This window comes from Paenibacillus sanfengchensis (assembly GCF_036864765.1).
GTDB classification, from domain to species: Bacteria; Bacillota; Bacilli; order Paenibacillales; family Paenibacillaceae; genus Fontibacillus; species Fontibacillus sanfengchensis.
This window is the reverse complement of sequence record NZ_JBAGJC010000017.1, coordinates 12944-31458: the sequence shown is the minus strand read 5'-3', so window position 1 is coordinate 31458 and position 18515 is coordinate 12944. Positions and strand designations below refer to the sequence as shown.

Genomic DNA, 18515 nt, shown 5'->3' with positions numbered 1-18515 from the left:
AACCAAACGGTCGGCTAGACCGACAGCTCCCACAAATAAATGGAGGCCACGGAGCCATAGGGCGAATACCGCGCGCGATAGGCGTCGAACTGGGGCTTCGTCAAGGAGGTCAGCCCGTACAGCCTCATCATTCCCCGGCGGATCGCCAGGTCACCCCAACTGACGACATCCGGCCGCTCCAGACTGTGCAGGAGCAGCATTTCCGCCGTCCAGCGGCCAACCCCTTTTAACCGCATTAACTCGAGGATGACTTCCTCATCTCCGAGCCGGGAAAAGCCGCTGAAATCCAGTTCGCCTTCCGCGGCCTTTCGGGCGATTTCCCAAATACAAATCGCTTTTTTCATCGTCATGCCGCAGCCCTGTATCTCGTCCGCCGAACGGGACGCCAGGCTTGCCGGGGAAATCCCGCCAAACCTCTCCTGCATGCGGCCCCAAATCGTATTTACCGCCTTCGTTGAGATCAACTGGCCGATGATGGCGTGTACAAGCGCGGTAAACAGGTCCGGGTTGACGGGTCTCTCCGGGCGGCCCAGTCTGGCTATCGCTTCCCCCAAAACCGGATCCGCCCGTTTCAAGTAATCGATTTGCTCCTGACCATAGTCGAAATATTGAATAGGTGGGGCACTCATCTCACGATCTCCTCCTCTTATATCTCTAACTATAACGGATCATGGGATGGAAAATACCTTTTGGCGAGTAAAAAGGCAAGATAACGAATTTCCTGTTCCCTCCGGTTCTGTGGTAAGCTAATGAGCGCAAACGAAAGGCTGGCCTCTATAAGTTGGCGCCAGAAGGGGAGGAAAACTAGAATGGACGTGACCGCATTTCAAGAATGGGTGAAAGACTACTATGAATCCAGAGGCTGGTCCGAGCTGGATATTTTTATTAGGATCGGCTTTTTGGCGGAAGAGACAGGGGAGGTAGCCCGGGCCATCAGAGCTTTGGAAATCGGCAGAGACCGTCCGGATGAAGCCCCGGGCTTCTCAGCTGGCAAAATACTCGAATAGGCGCTATCATTTCCGCTAGAATTCCGGGTCCATCAGCGATTCCGCCGCGGCAGCCAGATAGTAAGCCAGGCCGGTTTGCTGTCCCTCCAGCATACCTCTGTGAAAGTCGTCCTCCCGGAAAAAGCGGGTCTGATGCACGAAATCCGTTACCGAGGCGGGAAGACCATGCTGCTCCAGAAAGACCAAATGACGGCGAATCAGCCGCCCGACCCTCTCATCATTGTGCTTAAGTCCCTCCTTAAGCGCTTCGGCCATCCGGGCCATAAAATCCGCCGCTTCCGCAGCCTGCTCGTTTAACTCCGGAACATCGATCCGTCCCTGTTCCAACAAATCCACGCCGTAATTCTCTTTTAAATGCCGATTTTGCTCCTCCAGCGCCTCGGCCCAAGCCGCTTCGCTGTCAAAACCGCGGAACATATTCCGCCGATCCATCGGCTCGCCGCGATCCGCCGCAACGATCGATTGTTCCAAAGTCGAAAGAATGGTTCCCAGTTTCTGTTGCTTCCGCAAGAGCAGTTCTTTTTGCTCCGTCAATATGGCTCTCCGATTCGTCCGCTCCGCAAGCAGCTCCTTGATTTGTTCCAGGGAAAGGTCCAATTCCCGATAAAACATAATTTGCTGAAGCCGCTCCAACTCCTTATCACCGTACAATCGGTAGCCAGCCTCCGTGATTTCCGCCGGGACCAGCAGTCCGATTTTGTGATAATGATGCAGCGTTTTTACCGTGACCTTCGCCAATTCGGCGACTTCTTTTACTGAAAGATACATCACGCCTCACTCCTTTCGATATCCAGCTTAGCCCCTCCCCTAAGGTAAGAGTCAAACATTTTAAAATCATCCGTCTCTCCCCTTGACCCTCCTCTTGGGTCAGAGCTTACGCTGATTCGGACAAAATAACCGAGTAGGCCGTTTATTATGTTGAAAACCAACCCCTTTAAGCTGTTCCGGAGCCGGTACGTCAGCCAAAAAAAGGGAGGAATCTTCGCGGATTCCTCCCTCTTCCAGTTTATTGCATGACGGATTGATCCATCTTGCCCTGCAACTTCACCAAGGTCATGATCACCGACGCGGCCTCGGCCCGGGTGACCTTTCCGGCGGGGTTAAACCGGCCGTTTTGTCCCTGCAGAAGCCCCAGCTTTATGGCCAGGGCCACCTCTCCCTTATGCTTGATGTCTTCTTTATCGGCGAATGTATTGAGGCTCTCATCTTCCTTCAAAAATGAGGCCAGCTTGTTATACTTGGCAATCGAGGCCAGCATGACGGCCAGCTGTTCCCGTGTCAGTTTCGCCTCGGCATCGAATTCCTCCTCGGGATTAATCCATTTCCGCTCCGCGGCATAGACTGCCCCGTTATAATACGGACTGTCGGCAGGGATGGCGGATACAGCCTTCGATTGCGCCGGTTGGTTAAGTCCATAATTCAATTCATAAGGAGATACGGCCTTCGCCATCATCGTCAGCCACTCTCCGGCCGCGATTTCTTCATCCGGCTTGATGTGCCCGTTCGGGTCGGGAGAAATAATGTTGTATTGAAGCAGTGCGGTTAGTTCTTCTTCCGCCCGATGCCCTTTCAGATCGGAAGGTTCGGACTTGGAACCGGCTCCGGCTCCATTCTCAAACACCGTGACCCATTGCCCGGTCATTGCATCAAGAATCTGGCCGTCCTTTGCGGGGCCTTTGAGTTCGGTCACATAAGCCAACCTGATCTTTTCTTTCACATAGGTGTTATCCGCGTAATGACCGCCCGTTTGTAAATACTGCAGTTTTGCGCCATATTGATCCTGGAAGGCCTTAAGGGCCTCTTCTTTCGAGATTTTGGCCGCCTGTTCCCCGGTCAATTTCTCCACTCCCGTCTCGCGGCCGATGCCAAAATACTGCAGTTCGCCGTTCAGATCCAAGTTCACTGTCAAGTCTCGGCTGTTCACCGGAATGTCTTTGATGAAGCGTCTGAAAGAATAGCGGTAGCCTGCTTTATTTTCCGTGAGATGATCCTCGCCTTCCTGCTCCACCAGTTTATAAAGAAGGGTGGCGTCCGGGACCAGTTGATTCACCACTTCAAACGCTCGCCGCTTCGCCGCTTCCTTCGACAGTGTGGACGCTTGCGCCGCCTTGGAGGCCGCCGTCGTTCCAGCGGTTTGCGCGCCGAATTCTTCCATCCGGAATTCAAGCAGTTGCCCGGTTAAGGCATCGACTTCCGCAGTGGTCTGTGCCGGAGTCGTGTTCACGTTGTACTTTCCGCCTTGTTCATCCCAGGTGATCCGCCAAATCTTCCGCTCGGAATTCATGTAATCCGTATCGAGTCTGGAGTAGGATAGCGTACGCCCTTCCGGAATCTTGGCCGCCTTCTTCACCACATTTACCGCCTCGTCGGCGGTCAGTTCTTTTCCCGTTTTATGGGGAGCAAAAGTCTTCTTTCCGGCCGGAATCGGCGTATAAACCCGAGGTGCCTCCGATATGTCCGCGCCTTGGTAATCGAAACGCTTCCCGGTGATGGCATCAATGGGATAAGACGAGGGTTCGCTCGGCTGCCAGCCAAGAACCCAGCCCGTGATTTCCGAGTTCTTATAGACAGGATGATAGGCCAACTCCACGTCCAATTGTTTTTTGAAGACCTGCTCCGCCTCCGTCGGGGCGACTGTTGGTGCGGCTTCGGGGTACACCGGCCGTTCCGGCGATTTCGAAAAAGAAGTGACCTGTCCGTTCCCGTCAATGACTACATATAAGTATTCGGATGAGGTCGGTATCCCCTTATGCAGCAAATTGAAATGAAAATTGTATTCCATCGGGCCAAACAAGGATGACCCCCTGCCCCACACATCGGTGTCCTCCGCCTTCAAATCCTGGAGCGAAACGGAGGGCGCGGCTTTGGATATGAACGCCTTGGCTTTCTCCAACGCTTCTTCCCGCGTCAGCTTGTGCGGGTAGTACGTTTCGTTCTTATCGTTCGGGATCGAAAGATATGTACTGATCAAATCTCCCGTTATCGCGTCCACCTGCGAATCAAACCCATGATAGGTGTTACCGTCGCGGAAACTCCAGTTGATGTTCCACACCATCTGATTGGCCGGACGAGGAAAAACGTTCGTGATCCCCAGTTCAATCCGTTCCGCCTCATAGTTTTTTAAATCCGGGAAAAGCTCCTTGATTTTGGCCACGGCCTGTTCCTTGGAAAACTTGGCCAATGCGGGGTCCGGCGTCTCCGTGCCCGGCATCGGTACTTCCCCGGAGGCGATCTTTAGCTTCATCCCGTCGGAGAGATGATCCAAGGGAATACCGCTTGGCGCACTGGCCCCGTCGTCTGTCACCGTTATAGATGTGGTTTTCGTGCTTTTATGCACGGCCTCGGCTCCAGCCCAACCCGCAGGCACCAGCAAGGAAATCGCTACTATTCCGGTGCACGCCGCTTTGGCAGCGAGCTTATAGTCTTTGGACCTTTTCTTAGTCACATAATCCCAACCTTTCAAAATTGCTTACTCTCTTCCATTTTAGCGGGATTGGCACCGGATTGCCATAATTATCCTACGGGATGCAAAAAAGAAAGACCGGCAGGCTCCTGTCCCCCGGTCTCATAGCCAAGATGGCTCTATCCGTTTCCGTCCCGTCGCCGCAGCAACCGTTCAACAGCCGCCGCCGCTTCATCTACACTTTGCGCCTGAATTGTTATAAATTCGGCTCCTTCATACTGTTCCTCCGTATAGGCGTAACGCGGATCGTAATAATACAACAACAGCAGTTCCACCGCACGCTCGTAGCTGCCGTTCCTCAAACATTCACCGATCTCCACGGCGACGGGCCGATGGATGCGGGAAGCGATTTTGTCGAAGGCTTTAAGACAGGATTCGGGATGCTTCCAGGGCTGATAGTCCTCCAAAATATTTTGCACTCTCGCCTCGATCGGAAGCTCGATCCGAATAGGCGTGCCTTGTTCTTTTTTGGCCATCACCAGCTCGGGGATCACGACCTTCCCGATCCGCTTGCTTTCCGCCTCCATCAGGACATAAGGCGCGTTGGCGGTCTCGATCAGTTCGTCCAGCAGCAGAGCATCGAACGTCTTTTGGTTGTGCGCGCGCAGCCCGATGTCACCGAATACCGAACCGCGGTGCCCTGCCAATCTTTCGAGGTCGATGACCGGATAGCCCCTCTCCTTCAACAACCTTAGTAAAGCGGTCTTGCCGTTGCCGGTATGCCCGTGGATGACATAGGCCGGAGGCTCGTAAGACATGCTCTCCAGCATGGCGACCACCCATTGCCGGTAGGCGCGATAACCGCCGGTCAGCCGGTAAGAGTGAATGTTCATCAGGGAGAGCAGCGTCGCCGTCGTCCGGCTGCGCATCCCGCCCCGCCAGCAGAATACCGCTTTTTTCCCGGGGACCGCGGCGAATTGTTTAATAAATCCCGGCAGCTTGGCCGAAATGATCTCAAGCCCACGTTCCTGGGCGGCGTCCACGCTGACCTGCTTGTAGAGCGTGCCGATTTCCGCCCGTTCCTGGTCGTCAAAAAACGGGATGTTCAAGCTGCCCGGAATCGTCGACTCCGCATACTCGGACGGAGAACGGACATCGATCAGAACAAGCCCCTTTTCCCTCTGCTCTGTCAATTCTTCGATGCTGATATCCTGAAACATGGGGTTATCTCCTTTATTCGACCACGATGCGGCCCGGATGGGCTTCCGTCGTTTCGCCGATCAGGCTGGCTTCGACCCCAGCCGAAATAAGCGCTTGAAGCAGCTCGTCCGCCTGTGGGGCATCGACGGCAATCAGCAGTCCTCCCGAGGTCACGGCATCGCATAAAATATAGCGGCCGATTTGATCCAGCTCCGCCGGAAAATCAATGTCCCCCTCCACATGGGCAAAATTGTTCTTCGTTCCGCCCGGAACGAAGCCCTGTTCGGCCAATTCGCGAACGCGCGGCAGCACGGGAACATCCCTGTGGCGAATCTTCACGCCGACTCCGCTCCCCTTGGCCATTTCCAGCGCATGCCCCATCAGCCCGAATCCGGTGACATCCGTGCAGGCGTGCACCTCATACCCCTGCATCGTTTCGGCCGCCGTTTTGTTCAGCGTGGCCATGACACGGGTTACCCGCTCGATCTCTTCCGGCGTGAGCGCGTCTTTTTTAATCGATGTCGTCATAATCCCGACCCCGATCGGCTTGGTCAAAATCAACCGGTCCCCCGGTTTGGCCCCGGCGTTGGTTCTGACTTTGCCCGGATGAACCAGCCCGGTCACGGCAAGGCCGAACTTCGGCTCCTTGTCGTCGATGGAATGGCCGCCGACCAGCGTGGCTCCCGCTTCGCTCACTTTGTCCGCGGCCCCCCGCAGAATGTCCGCCAGAATGCTTTTATCCAGCGTGGAAATGGGAAAAGCTACGATATTGAGCACCGTCAGCGGCTTGCCGCCCATGGCATAAATATCGCTGATCGCATTGGCCGCGGCGATTTGGCCGAACGCGTACGGGTTGTCCACGATCGGCGTAAAGAAATCCACCGTTTGGACGAGCGCCATTTCGTCGGTTAACCGATAAACGCCCGCATCATCGCTCGTATCCAGACCGACGAGCAAATCGGGATTCGGGACGGGGGCGGGCAGGCTGCGCAGCACCTGGGACAAATCGGCGGGACCGATCTTGCAGCCACATCCTCCCTTGCTGGATAAAGACGTCAGTTTGATTGCATCGGATGCTGACATATATAAATCACATTCCTTCCAATGATAAAGATGTATAAATCCGTCGTCGTACTTTTAAATCGTACTCCTCTGTTGCCGGGAAAGCAATGTCCCCAACTTCCTCCGGCTTTGTGATATACTAAAATGCGTTTCTTGAAATACTGAACTGCGGAGGTTACATCCATGTCATCAACATCTCGTTTAAACCCGCAACGTCCGCCCCACATGAACCGGGGCAAAACGCTGCTCTTCGTCGTCCTGTTTGTCATCATTGCCATCGTCGGTCTAAGTTATGTCAAATGGTGCCCCTATTATGAAAAAGCATTTAAAGCCGCGACCCAACATACGATCGGCTCATCGATTCTCGGGTCGGACGCGGCTATTGCCCCTTCCTGGGGAGCCGCTATAGAATATGCTGCGGCTTATTTCAAATCGGTCTGGAAAGCCGCGGTGCTGGGCATTCTGCTCGGTTCTCTCGTCCAGGTGCTGCTTCCGGCCCAGTGGTTGTACAAAGTTCTGGGCAAAGCGAACTTCAAAAGCACGCTGCTGGGCGGTGCCGCTTCGCTCCCCGCGATGATGTGCAGCTGCTGCGCCGCTCCGGTCGCCTGCGGGCTGCGCCGCCGCAACGTCTCGATTGGCGCCAGCCTCGCCTTCTGGATCGGCAATCCGGTTCTGAATCCCGCAACCTTGATATTTATGACTTTCGTGCTGTCCTGGAAATTCACGCTGCTCCGGGTAGGATTCGGATTGCTGCTGACGTTCGGGGTCAGCTACCTGGCGAACCGGTTTGCCGAGCAAAATACCGTGCCGGACAAGCTTGCGGCAAAAGCGCCGATACCGGCCGAGGATGAAGATACGGCGAAGCTGCCGTTCGGCCTCCGCTGGCTCAAAAGCCTGGGCCTGATGATCCTTAACATCGTCCCGGCTTATTTGATCTCCGTGCTGCTGCTCGGCGCTTTTCAGCATACGATGTTCCCGGTCGCTCTGGGCGGCGGGATTCTCGCCATCCTTGTCTTTGCCTTCGTCGGTACCCTGTTCGTGATTCCGACCGCGGCGGAGATTCCGATCATCCAGTCGTTCGCCGCCATGGGACTCGGTGCCGGCCCGGCGGCCGCCCTGCTGCTGACGCTGCCGACCATCAGCCTGCCATCCCTGTTGATGGTGGCCCGCGACTTTCCGCGGAAGGTGCTCCTGTTTGTCTTCGCTGCCGTCGTCCTCATCGGAATTGCGGGCGGACTGATCGGCGCGTTCGTGCTTTAAGGCGGCACCGGCTTATGAAGGGTGAATTCCTCCCGTCATGAGCAGGCCTTTGCGGGATAAGGCCGGCCTTTGCGGGAAGAGCCGCTGCATTAACGGGAAAACCTCCCGTTAATGCAGCACTCTTATCCTCCCGGTTGAATTTAGCTGGAAAAGTTCCATCTAATTCGCGGTCCCATTGCCGATGTCTCCCATTTCCGGCGAATTAGCGGTAGAATTTCCAGCTAATTCGCTTCGGCAGCGGCATAGGCACCAAATTTAACGGGAGGAATTCCATCTAATTGCCCTACGGCAACAGCCTGATGAGTAAACCTAATAATAAGTTTTTTACAGCTGCTTATAGTAAAAAACCGTAGCCTCCAGCCGTCCGACCGAGGATCGCGCATACCCCGGAATCCGTCCGGCCGTCCGATATCCCAGCGATTGATAAAGCTGATTGGACGGGTCGCCTTTCCTCGTAACCAGGATGAGCAAGCTTCTCCGGGCTTCGAGCGGGTCCGCTCCGCCTGTTCCATCAACCGGCGGCCAATCCCCTTCTTCCTGTAACCCGGGGTACCATCAGTTTAGCCACTTCCGCGCGGTGGGCCCCGTTCGCCTTCATCGCCAGATGCAGTTGAACGGTCCCTACTACCTTTCCGTCGATCACGGCAGTCCAGAGCAGCGCATCGGGACCCAGGACATGATCCCAATAATCCAACGCTTCATCCATGCTTAAAGGCGCCAGAAAGCCCACGGACGCGCCGTCCGCCACGATGGAGATCAGCAGTTCGGCCAATTGTCCCCTCTTGGGTTCGTCCAATCCCTCAACTTTCATGATTTCTACTTGTTCGCTCATGACCATCCTCCACCTCCACCCTTCTGTTGAGACCTATCCCCTTTGTTTTTATCAGGATAAATAGGACTAAATTCTTGTATTTGGGTAAAAATGCCTCTTGGTTCTTCCGATAATATCGCTAGTGCCCTATCAAGCAACCTTGAAAACATTGAATTCCTGCAAATCTGCATGTTTTTTTCTTGTTCGGAACACAAATTTGAAAATTCCTGCATTTCTGCAGGAATTTTCGACGAAACTGACTCGTTTCTCTAAAATCGCTAGAAATACCTGCAGATTTGCATCTTTTTTCGCATACGCTCGTGGACCGGCTTAAATACCTGCAGATTTGCATCTTTTTGGAGTCGGGAGTGTTGGAAATCTTGGAACCGCTGGAGATATTCTCATTTTCTCCTACTACGATGTCTGATGAGGCACTAGTAACTACCTGGCTCACTGCAATCAGGTTCACTTTTACAGGATAGACCTAGGAGGGAAAATACCCGAATGAAGACCAAAATCTTTATCGCTTTCTTTATCATTGGGCTGCTAGTTCTTTGCAATCAACATGCCAAACTAAAGCCGGATTCCTTTTCGGCTAAGGATATGTGTATTCGATCTGATCGGGGATCAAAAATTTGTTATGGAATGAGCCGAGATCGAGTAGAAAAAATTTTAGGCCAAGGCGACGGGAACACGGAAGAGTATTACGATGCCGGAACGATTTATTACCGCAATGATAAAGTCGTCGGAATTTCCCTAAGTAAAGAGAACGGGTTCCAGACACCGCGAGGGATTCGCATCGGGTCAACGAAGGATGAGGCCGAGAAAAAATACGGCACCCAACATAAAGTTGACGCTGCCCCGAACGGATTGTTGTACAGCTTCTACCGATTCAACCGGAAGCCGCTGGAAATGCAAGCCATAAAAAGTGAGAAGTCAGACAAAAAAAGGGAGGGAATTTACCAAATATGGATTATGTCCGACGATCGGGATTTTGTCGATGAGATCATGCTATTTGATGAACGACTATGGATGGATTTGCGGAATTGGTGAAATTAACATCATGGCACTTTAGGATCAAGGGAGAACGATCATCGCAAAAGCCCCCTATCGATCGGATTTTATTCCGGGAGACAAGGGGCTTCTCTGCGACATCAGCGGGAAGGAGGAATGGTTGACTCTCTTACAACCAGCTCGGCAGGGAATGTTTTATGGGCATGCGTCGTTTTTTTATGAATCAGATCGAACAGGATTTTGATCGTCTCTTCCGCGATTTCCTCAACCGGCTGACGGATCGTGGTAATCGACGGATTATAGTAGTAGGCGATATCCAGCCCGTCGAAGCCGGCCACCGAATAATCTCCGGGAACCGATTTTCCGCTCTCGAAGATCGCCTTGCAGGCCCCGACGGCCAGACTGTCCGACACGGCAAACAGCGCGGTAAAATCCTCCCCCGAAGCCAGCAACTCCTTGGTAACGACATAACCGTTCTCCATGGAATAGCTTTCGATGTCTTCTTTCATGGAAAGCACCAGCCTGTCATTCAGTTTCAGGCCATGGTCCTCCAACGCTTTCTTGTATCCTTCATACCGGAGCTTTCCGATGCTCACGTCATCCATGGAAGCCGTAAGGATCGCGATCTTCCGGTGTCCCTGCTTGCACAAATAATCCACGATCTTATAGCTCTCCTTGAAGTCATCGACCGAGACGGAGGAATATTCGTGCGGATCATACTCCGGGGTCATGCCGATCGTACTTAGCACAAAAGGAACCGTCAATTGCTCCAGCTTCTCCTTCGTATGCAAAAAATAACCGCCGAGAAAGACGATCCCTTTCAACCGTTTCTCCTTCTCCAGTTCGATCGCCACTTCGATCTCGTCCTGGTTCTCGTCTACCCGTTGAAGGATGAAGGAGTACTTCTTGCGTTGAATTTCTTTCTCAAACACTTGGATCATCCGGTTGAAAAAAGGGTTGGTAATCCCCTTAATCAGCACGGCGATCGTTTTGGAAGCGGAGCGCTTCAAATTCCGGGCGCTGTTGTTCGGAACGTAATGATTCTCCTTGATGACCTTCATAATCATCGCTTTCGTTTCTTCGCTGATATCGGGATGATTATTGATGGCCCGGGAAACCGTCGTCACGCCAACCCCGCACATCTTCGCAATATCGATAATTGTCATTGAAGCCATATCCGATCTTCCCTTACCTCGTAATTTCTACATTCCCTTAGAAAATATAGCAATTAAAAACCTGGAAGACAAGGGCGGCAGCTTCCGAATTAGCCTTTAACCGCTCCGGCAACGACCCCTTCGATGATGTATTTTTGGCACACCAGATAAAATATGATGATCGGCAAAATAGCCAGCACCAGCATCGCCATCATGGCCCCCATATCAATGGAACCGTAGCCTCCCTTCAAATACTGGATAGCGATCGGAATCGTTCGGTATTCGGTTCCGATAACAAGCAATGGCAGAAGATAGTCGTTCCAGACCCACATGACGTTCAAAATCGCCACCGTAATCGCAATCGGCTTCAAGATCGGCAGCACGACCAGAAAAAAGGACTGAACCGGGTTGCAGCCGTCGATTAAATCGGCCTCCTCGATTTCCAACGGGATCGATTTGACGAATCCGCTGAACAGGAAAACCGACAGCCCCGCGCCGAATCCGAGATAGATGACGATGATACCGATCGGGTTGTCCAGATGCAGCACATTGGCCGTCTTCGTCATCGTGAACATGACCATCTGAAAAGGAACGATCATGGAGAAGACAAAAATATAGTAGAGCAGCTTAGTAAATCCGGTTTTCACCCGGGTGATGTACCATGCCGTCATGGCCGTAAGGAGCACGATCACCGCGACGGAACAAACCGTAATGAACAGCGACATGCCAAAGGCGTTGAAAAACCCCGTTTTGACGACGCCATCCGTATAGTTCTTTAAGCCGACAAACATCTGGCCGTCCGGAAACAGAAACGGGGTATCGCTAATGAAAAATTTTCCCTTGAAGGAGTTCATCAGCACGATCAGAATCGGCGCAATGAAAAGAACGGCGAGAACCAGCAAAACCGTGAACAGCGCCGCGTCTTTTCCTCTCGTCTTGGGCATCAGTTCTCCACCTCCTTTCTTCTCGTCGCGACAAGCTGAATCAGGGCGATTAAAGCCACCAGCACGAAGAAAACGACCGCTTTGGCCTGGCCCACGCCTTCCCAGCCGACATTGCCGTAGAACGTATTATAAATATCCAACGCCAGCATCGAGGTTTCCTTTGACGGGGCCCCCGCCGTAAGCGCCAGGTTCTGGTCAAACAACTTGAAGGAATTCGACAGGCTCAGGAACAAGCAGATCGTAATGGAAGGCATGACCAGCGGCAGGGTCACGTTCCGTAATATCCCGAAACGGGTGCAGCCGTCGATTTTGGCGGCTTCGATGACATCCTTTGACACGTTCTGAATGCCCGCGATATAAATAATCATCATATACCCGATTAATTGCCAATTCATAAGAATCACGAGCCCCCAGAAGCCGTATTTGGCACTGGTTGTCAACGTAGCTTCAAATTTGATCAGTACGCCGTTGAAGATCAGCTGCCAAATGTAACCAAGCACGATCCCTCCGATCAAATTGGGCATAAAAAAAATCGTCCGGAACAGGTTCGTCCCCCTCTTCCCCCGGGTCAGCATCATCGCCAGGAGGAAAGCAAACAGGTTAATGCTGATGACGGCTATCACCGCAAATTGAACAGTAAACCAGAGCGCATTTAAAAAATCCTGATTCGAGAAGGCTTTGATATAATTGCCGATGCCCGTCCATTTTGCATCCGTCACGGTCGTAAACTCTGTAAACGATAAATAGACGCCGAGCAGAAACGGAATGATAAAAATGACCGTAAACGCCAGAATCGTCGGCAATGCAAAAAGGGCGAAATATCTTTGTATCGATTTTTGCATGGTTTTGTTCTTCTCCTTATCCGGAATTGGAAGGGGCGAGGCAAAGGCCCCCCGCCCCCTGTTCATCTATCGGTTCAAGTCTTACTTGGCTCTCTCGGTTTTCCAGCTGTCTTTGAAGATCGTGACGACTTCTTCCCAGGTTTTGTTGCCTTGGGCGTACTGCAGCAGCGCATCGCCGAACATGTTTTTGAATTGCTCGCTAGGGAAAGCCGCAAAGGTCCATGGCACCGAAACGATGCCGTCCTTGGCCATCCAGTTCGTGACTTCCTTGGCCAGCGGGTCGGCCGGCTTTTCTTCTTCCTTAAACGTATTGAAAGGAGCGATAAAGCCCAACTCGTTCGTGACGTAAGCCTTGCCTTTGTCGCTGGAGAACAGCCATTCCAGGAACGCGATCGAGGCCTGCTGCTTTTCCGGAGAAACCTTGCTGTTTACGGCCAAATAGTTTTCCGTACCGATCGCCAAGCCTTGTTTCTCTTCTCCGCTCATTCCGGTGTAAATCGGCAGGAATTTGACGTCCTCGGCTTTGACGACATTTCCCCCCACCTCATTGATTTGCGACCAGGCCCAGTTCCCGTTTTGCACCATCGCAGCCTGGCCGAGCGCAAATTCCGCCATGGAATCGGTTACGGATTTGCTGCCGAGCAGCGTGCCTTTCGTGACCGAATTTTGCAGGTAGAGGTCGAACGTATTTTTGTAGTTCTGATTGTATTTGAATTCGACCTCTTTGGTAGCCAGGCCGGCCAGCACCGTGTTATCGAAATCCTTGTTGTCCTTGAACTCATAGTAGAGCGGAAGGTTGGCCAGATGCGTGTGCCATCTCCATTGCTCGCCCGCCGCCAGGGAGGTGGAGGCGAACACGCCTTTAATCCCCAATTGCTCCTTCTTCGCGGTCATGTCTTCTACAACCGCTTTCAATGTAGCGAAGTTGTTCACCTCGGCCATCGAGGAGACGGAAGCCGCCTTATCCGGCAATGCGAAATACTTCTTCATGATGGCGTCATTGTAAATAATGCCGTACCCTTCGACGACGTAAGGAATCCCGTAAACGCCCCCTTCACTGGTTACGGCCAGGCTTTGGTCCGACAAGTAGCTGTAGAGCTTGGTGTCCTTCAGATCCAAGGTGTAATTCTTCCAGTGTTGATAGCCCACGGGACCGTTCATTTGAAAAATGGTAGGAGCGTCGGATTTGGAGATTTCCGATTTTAAGGTCGTCTCATACGTACCTGCCGCGGCCGTAACCACCTTCACTTTGACCCCGGTTTCCGCTTCGTAATCCTTGGCGATTTTTTTGTAGACCGCCTCAATTTCGGGCTTGAAGTTCAGAAAGTAAATTTCTTGGGCCTTTCCGGACTTACTGCCTCCCCCGGATCCGCCGGCATCTTCTTTACTACTGCAGCCAACTGCCAATCCGGCAACCAAAGTCAGGGCAAGCATCAAAAAAAACAGCTTCTTCAATTTCATCCTCTCGTTCCCCCTTGGATTCATCTTGTGATAACAAGGTAATGAAGGCGCTTCCCGAAAATTCGACATCGTTCTCGGTAACGATCCCGAAAACAATACCGGAAACTTTATCGGTAACGTTTTCAATTACATGCTCATAGTAGCACATCGCCTTGAACTTCGGCAATATGAAAATTCAAAAGCACCTATAGGCACAAAAAAGAGAGCGGCCGCCCTCTTATATTAAAGCTCTTTATAGTAATAAATCGTAGCTTCCAACCGTCCGTCCGTTGACCGTGCATAGCCCGGAATCCGGCCGGCCTCCCGGTACCCCAGGGATTGATAAAGCAGGTTGGAAGGGTCCCCTTCCCGTGTATCCAGAATAAGCAAGCTTCGTTGCTTCTCCACTGCGGCCTGTTCCAACCTCGCCATCAGCAGGCGCCCGATTCCCTTCTTCCTGAAATCCGGATGCACCATCAGCTTGGCCACCTCCGCTCGGTGCGCTCCATTTGCTTTCGCGGCCAGATGCAACTGCACCGTTCCCAAGATCATCCCGCCGCTCGCGGCTACCCAGAGCAGCACCCCGGGCTCAAGGGCTTGATCCCAGTAATCCGCAGCCTCCTCAAAGCCTAAAGGAGCGAGAAATCCGACAGAAGCGCCGTCCGCCACGACGGAGATCAGCAGTTCCGATAACTGCCGCCGCTGCATTGCATCCAATGACTCCACGCTATATATTTCTACCTGTCCGTCCATAAAGCTCCTCCCGTTTTTCAGTTGGCGGCGGCCTCCTGCCTCCTGCCGAGTTTTATAATTATTCTAATCTTTCAGCTTCGAATACCGCAAGACTTCCATTAACCCCTTTTAAATTACATGAAAAAAGACCGGGATTCCCCGGCCTTCTTCCTCCGCTTTACGCGGACTATACCCCCAACCAGCGTTTAAACATATGCTTGGTCGTGGCTTTGTTCATTTCGGCGATGGAGGTCGTCAGCGGGATGCCCTTCGGACAGGCGCGAACGCAGTTCTGCGAATTGCCGCAGCCCTCGATACCTCCGTCCTCCATCAGCGCTTCCAGCCGTTCCTCGGCATTCATCTCCCCGGTCGGATGCGCGTTGAACAAGCGCACCTGGGAAATGGCGGCCGGCCCGATGAAGTCGGTCTTCTCGTTGACGTTCGGGCACGCTTCCAGACAAACGCCGCAGGTCATGCATTTGGACAGCTCGTAAGCCCACTGCCGCTTCTTCTCCGCCATCCGCGGCCCCGGCCCCAAATCGTACGTTCCGTCAATCGGAATCCAGGCTTTCACGCGTTTCAGCGCATTGAACATCCGGCTCCGGTCAATGACCAGGTCGCGTACGACCGGAAAAGTCCGCATCGGCTCGATACGGATCGGCTGCTCCAGGTTGTCGACCAGCGCGGCGCAAGCCTGCCGCGGCTTGCCGTTGATCACCATGGAGCAAGCCCCGCACACCTCCTCCAGACAGTTGGACTCCCAACAGACCGGAGCCGTCGATTCTCCCTTTACATTGACCGGGTTCCGCTGAATTTCCATTAAAGCGCTGATCACGTTCATGCCGGGACGGTAATCCAGTTCGAATTCTTCCGTATAGGATGCGGAGTTCGGGTCGTCCTGGCGTGTGACGATGAACTTGACTCTTTTCGCTGTTAATTTCGGTTCCGCTGTAGCCATGGTTTTCTCCCCTCCTATTTATCCTTCGAGTAATCACGAATCCGCGGCGGGATCAAAGAAACGTCCACTTCTTCATAAGAAATCTGCGGTCCGTCCGGCGTCCACGCCGCCTTGGTCGTCTTGAGGAATTCCTCGTCATTCCGTGTCGGAAAATCAGGCTTATAATGTGCGCCGCGGCTTTCATTGCGCAGCAGCGCCCCCAGCGTCATCGCTTCGGCCAACTCCAGCATGTTCCACAGCTGGCGGGTAAACGAGGCGCCGGTATTGTTCCACCGCGACGTATCGTTGATGTTGATGTTCTTGTAACGCTGCTTCAGTTCCTTAATCTTGCCGATCGTCGCTTCCAGCTTGCTGTTGTAACGGACCACCGTCATATTATCGGTCATCCACTCGCCAAGCTCCTTGTGCAGCACGTACGGATTCTCCGCGCCATTCATGGCGAGGAGCCCCTCGTACTTCTCCTCCTGCCGTTTCCGATATCGGTCATATACCGCCGGGCTGATGTCCTCCGCCGACTTCTTCAGGCCGCGGATGTATTCCACAGCTTTCGGTCCCGCGACCATTCCGCCGTAAATGGCGGAAACCAAAGAATTGGCGCCCAGCCGGTTCGCCCCATGGTATTGGTACTCGCATTCCCCTGCCGCAAACAAGCCGGGTATGCTGGTCATCTGGTTAAAATCTACCCACATGCCGCCCATGGAATAATGGACCGCCGGGAAAATCTTCATCGGAATTTTGCGCGGGTCGTCCCCCATGAATTTTTCATAGATTTCAATGATCCCGCCGAGCTTCACGTCCAGTTCCTTCGGATCCTTGTGCGAAAGGTCGAGGTAAACCATGTTCTCCCCGTTGATCCCCAGCTTCATGTCGACGCACACGTGGAAAATTTCCCGGGTCGCGATGTCGCGCGGCACCAGATTGCCGTAGGCCGGGTATTTTTCCTCCAGGAAGTACCAGGGCTTGCCGTCCTTGTACGTCCAGATTCGGCCGCCCTCTCCGCGCGCGGATTCGGACATCAGCCGAAGTTTGTCGTCCCCCGGGATCGCCGTCGGGTGAATCTGGATAAACTCGCCGTTCGCATAATGAACGCCCTGTTGGTACACGGCGCTGGCCGCCGTCCCCGTATTGATGACCGAGTTGGTCGTTTTGCCGAAAATGATGCCCGGGCCGCCCGTCGCCAAAATCACCGCGTCGGAAGCGAACGTGACCACTTCCATGGAACGCAGATTTTGAGCGCAAATGCCGCGGCAAGCGCCCTCGTCATCCAGCACCGCGGACAGGAACTCCCAGTTTTCGTACTTGGTCACGAGACCTTCGGCTTCGTAGCGGCGGACCTGTTCGTCCAGCGCATACAGGAGCTGCTGCCCTGTCGTCGCTCCCGCAAAAGCCGTCCGGTGGTGCTTTGTGCCGCCGAAACGGCGGAAATCCAGCAGCCCTTCCGGCGTCCGGTTGAACATAACCCCCATGCGGTCCATGAGGTGGATGATGCCCGGAGCCGCTTCGCACATCGCTTTGACCGGCGGTTGGTTAGCGAGGAAATCGCCGCCGTAAACCGTATCGTCGAAGTGCTCCCAAGGGGAGTCGCCTTCGCCTTTGGTATTGACAGCTCCGTTAATCCCGCCTTGGGCGCATACGGAGTGGGATCTTTTGACCGGAACGAGCGAGAACAGTTGAACCTGTACCCCGGCTTCGGCCGCCTTGATCGTGGCCATGAGCCCCGCCAGACCGCCGCCGACGATAATGATGCTTTGTTTAGCCATCTCTATTTCAACTCCTAAACGAAAGTGTGTAGCGTGATTTTTTTAGCCGATAAAGACTCTAAAGGTTTCCAGCAGCGCGGTGCCTTCCGCCTGAAACTCCGAGCCGCGGAACGCAAACATCGACCAGGTAAACAGTACGGCCGTGATCACAAACAATCCCATGCAGATATAGGAAGAAACCCGCTGAGCCCGCGGTCCGACCGTAATTCCCCAACTGACCATGAACGACCACAATCCGTTTGAGAAATGAAAAGCGGAAGCGATGACGCCGATCAGATACAGAATGAAAAACACCGGAGTCGTCAAAATATGGTGCATGACGCCGCCCAGTTCCTCGTGCGTCACGTTGCCGAGCGCCACCTGAACCCGGGTTTCGTACAGATGCCAAATGACGAAGACAAACACGATCACGCCCGTCACCCGCTGAAGCAGGTAGCGCAGGTTCCGTTCATTCCGAAACCGGTTGTTGTTGGGCTTCGCCTGAAAAGCGATGTACATGCCGTACACCCCATGATACAGCAGGGGGAGCCAAATCCCGAAGGTTTCCAACACGATAACCAGCGGCAAGCCGTTCAGGAAAGCGACGGAATCCTTAAACCCTTGCGGCCCGCCCTCCACGGCGGAAAAGTTCGTCAGCATGTGTTCCAAAATAAAAAAGCCGAGCGGAATGACACCCAGGAGCGAGTGCAGTTTTCTGGAATAAAACCCTTTCATAAGTCCATATACCCCTTTCCCGTTTCCAACGTTCCTCATATCTCTTTTCATTTCACCATACTTCGACTGCTGGACGTATATGATAAATTACACGTTGCCGCAGCCGATTCCCCTTGTTACAAAAGTAACATGTGAACAACTTGTGTCACTTTTCATGTTACTCCTTTTTATCTTATAATGGAATTGCAATATACTTATTAATTGTTATAACTTT

At 53.2% G+C, this 18515-nt stretch carries 15 protein-coding genes and 2 pseudogenes; 3 read left to right on the top strand and 14 right to left on the bottom strand.

Annotated elements, in window-relative coordinates; genetic code table 11:
* Positions 1–14: 14 nt before the first annotated feature.
* Positions 15–629 (bottom strand): DNA-3-methyladenine glycosylase family protein, encoded by a 615-nt coding sequence (locus V4U84_RS23495; protein ID WP_334075802.1) that lies wholly within the window; start codon positions 627–629, stop codon positions 15–17.
* A gap of 180 nt (positions 630–809) precedes the next feature.
* On the opposite strand from V4U84_RS23495, the pseudogene V4U84_RS23490 reads away from it, so the two are divergent.
* A pseudogene (locus tag V4U84_RS23490) lies at positions 810–980 on the top strand (MazG-like family protein); the annotation flags it as partial.
* A 42-nt stretch (positions 981–1022) separates the two neighbouring features.
* Here V4U84_RS23490 and V4U84_RS23485 read toward each other — a convergent pair.
* The 4 genes from V4U84_RS23485 to selD all read right to left on the bottom strand — a co-directional run bounded on the left by V4U84_RS23485 (position 1023) and on the right by selD (position 6693).
* Positions 1023–1775, bottom strand: coding sequence for a MerR family transcriptional regulator (locus V4U84_RS23485; protein WP_334075803.1), 753 nt, complete (start codon positions 1773–1775; stop codon positions 1023–1025).
* A 238-nt stretch (positions 1776–2013) separates the two neighbouring features.
* On the bottom strand, positions 2014–4452 hold the full coding sequence (locus tag V4U84_RS23480) for an S-layer homology domain-containing protein (protein WP_334075804.1): 2439 nt from the start codon (positions 4450–4452) through the stop codon (positions 2014–2016).
* 137 nt (positions 4453–4589) lie between these two features.
* A complete protein-coding gene (gene mnmH / locus V4U84_RS23475) occupies positions 4590–5630 on the bottom strand; it encodes a tRNA 2-selenouridine(34) synthase MnmH (RefSeq protein ID WP_334075805.1) in 1041 nt (346 codons plus the stop codon).
* A 13-nt stretch (positions 5631–5643) separates the two neighbouring features.
* Positions 5644–6693, bottom strand: coding sequence for a selenide, water dikinase SelD (gene selD / locus V4U84_RS23470; RefSeq protein WP_334075806.1), 1050 nt, complete (start codon positions 6691–6693; stop codon positions 5644–5646).
* A 162-nt stretch (positions 6694–6855) separates the two neighbouring features.
* Here selD and V4U84_RS23465 point away from each other — a divergent pair, with 162 nt between their 5' ends.
* The gene (locus tag V4U84_RS23465; RefSeq protein ID WP_334075807.1) at positions 6856–7932 is read left to right on the top strand and encodes a permease; all 1077 of its coding nucleotides are present in this window, start codon (positions 6856–6858) and stop codon (positions 7930–7932) included.
* Positions 7933–8256: 324 nt separating this feature from the next.
* Here the strand turns inward: V4U84_RS23465 and V4U84_RS23460 are convergent.
* Positions 8257–8764 (bottom strand): annotated as a pseudogene (locus V4U84_RS23460) (N-acetyltransferase family protein).
* Between the two features lie 483 nt (positions 8765–9247).
* Here V4U84_RS23460 and V4U84_RS23455 point away from each other — a divergent pair.
* Positions 9248–9796: a hypothetical protein gene (locus V4U84_RS23455; RefSeq protein ID WP_334078070.1), complete on the top strand. Its 549-nt coding sequence runs from the start codon at positions 9248–9250 to the stop codon at positions 9794–9796.
* Positions 9797–9897: 101 nt separating this feature from the next.
* On the opposite strand, the gene V4U84_RS23450 is transcribed toward V4U84_RS23455, so the two are convergent.
* The 8 genes from V4U84_RS23450 to V4U84_RS23415 all read right to left on the bottom strand — a co-directional run bounded on the left by V4U84_RS23450 (position 9898) and on the right by V4U84_RS23415 (position 18301).
* Positions 9898–10932, bottom strand: a complete 1035-nt coding sequence (locus V4U84_RS23450) for a LacI family DNA-binding transcriptional regulator (protein WP_334076116.1) — start codon at positions 10930–10932, stop codon at positions 9898–9900.
* 89 nt (positions 10933–11021) lie between these two features.
* Positions 11022–11855, bottom strand: coding sequence for a carbohydrate ABC transporter permease (locus V4U84_RS23445; RefSeq protein WP_334076117.1), 834 nt, complete (start codon positions 11853–11855; stop codon positions 11022–11024).
* Positions 11855–12697, bottom strand: a complete 843-nt coding sequence (locus tag V4U84_RS23440) for a carbohydrate ABC transporter permease (protein ID WP_334076118.1) — start codon at positions 12695–12697, stop codon at positions 11855–11857. Before V4U84_RS23440 ends, V4U84_RS23445 begins: the two co-directional genes overlap by 1 nt.
* Positions 12698–12778: 81 nt before the next feature.
* Positions 12779–14158: an ABC transporter substrate-binding protein gene (locus tag V4U84_RS23435; RefSeq protein ID WP_334076119.1), complete on the bottom strand. Its 1380-nt coding sequence runs from the start codon at positions 14156–14158 to the stop codon at positions 12779–12781.
* A 222-nt stretch (positions 14159–14380) separates the two neighbouring features.
* Entirely contained in the window at positions 14381–14890 is a 510-nt protein-coding gene (locus tag V4U84_RS23430; protein ID WP_334076120.1) for a GNAT family N-acetyltransferase, read from the bottom strand.
* A 166-nt stretch (positions 14891–15056) separates the two neighbouring features.
* Complete coding sequence (gene sdhB / locus V4U84_RS23425; protein WP_334076121.1) at positions 15057–15827, bottom strand: succinate dehydrogenase iron-sulfur subunit; 771 nt, start codon at positions 15825–15827, stop codon at positions 15057–15059.
* Positions 15828–15841: 14 nt separating this feature from the next.
* Positions 15842–17587: a succinate dehydrogenase flavoprotein subunit gene (gene sdhA / locus V4U84_RS23420; protein WP_334076122.1), complete on the bottom strand. Its 1746-nt coding sequence runs from the start codon at positions 17585–17587 to the stop codon at positions 15842–15844.
* Positions 17588–17629: 42 nt separating this feature from the next.
* Positions 17630–18301: a succinate dehydrogenase cytochrome b558 subunit gene (locus V4U84_RS23415; RefSeq protein WP_334076123.1), complete on the bottom strand. Its 672-nt coding sequence runs from the start codon at positions 18299–18301 to the stop codon at positions 17630–17632.
* Between the last annotated feature and the right edge of the window lie 214 nt (positions 18302–18515).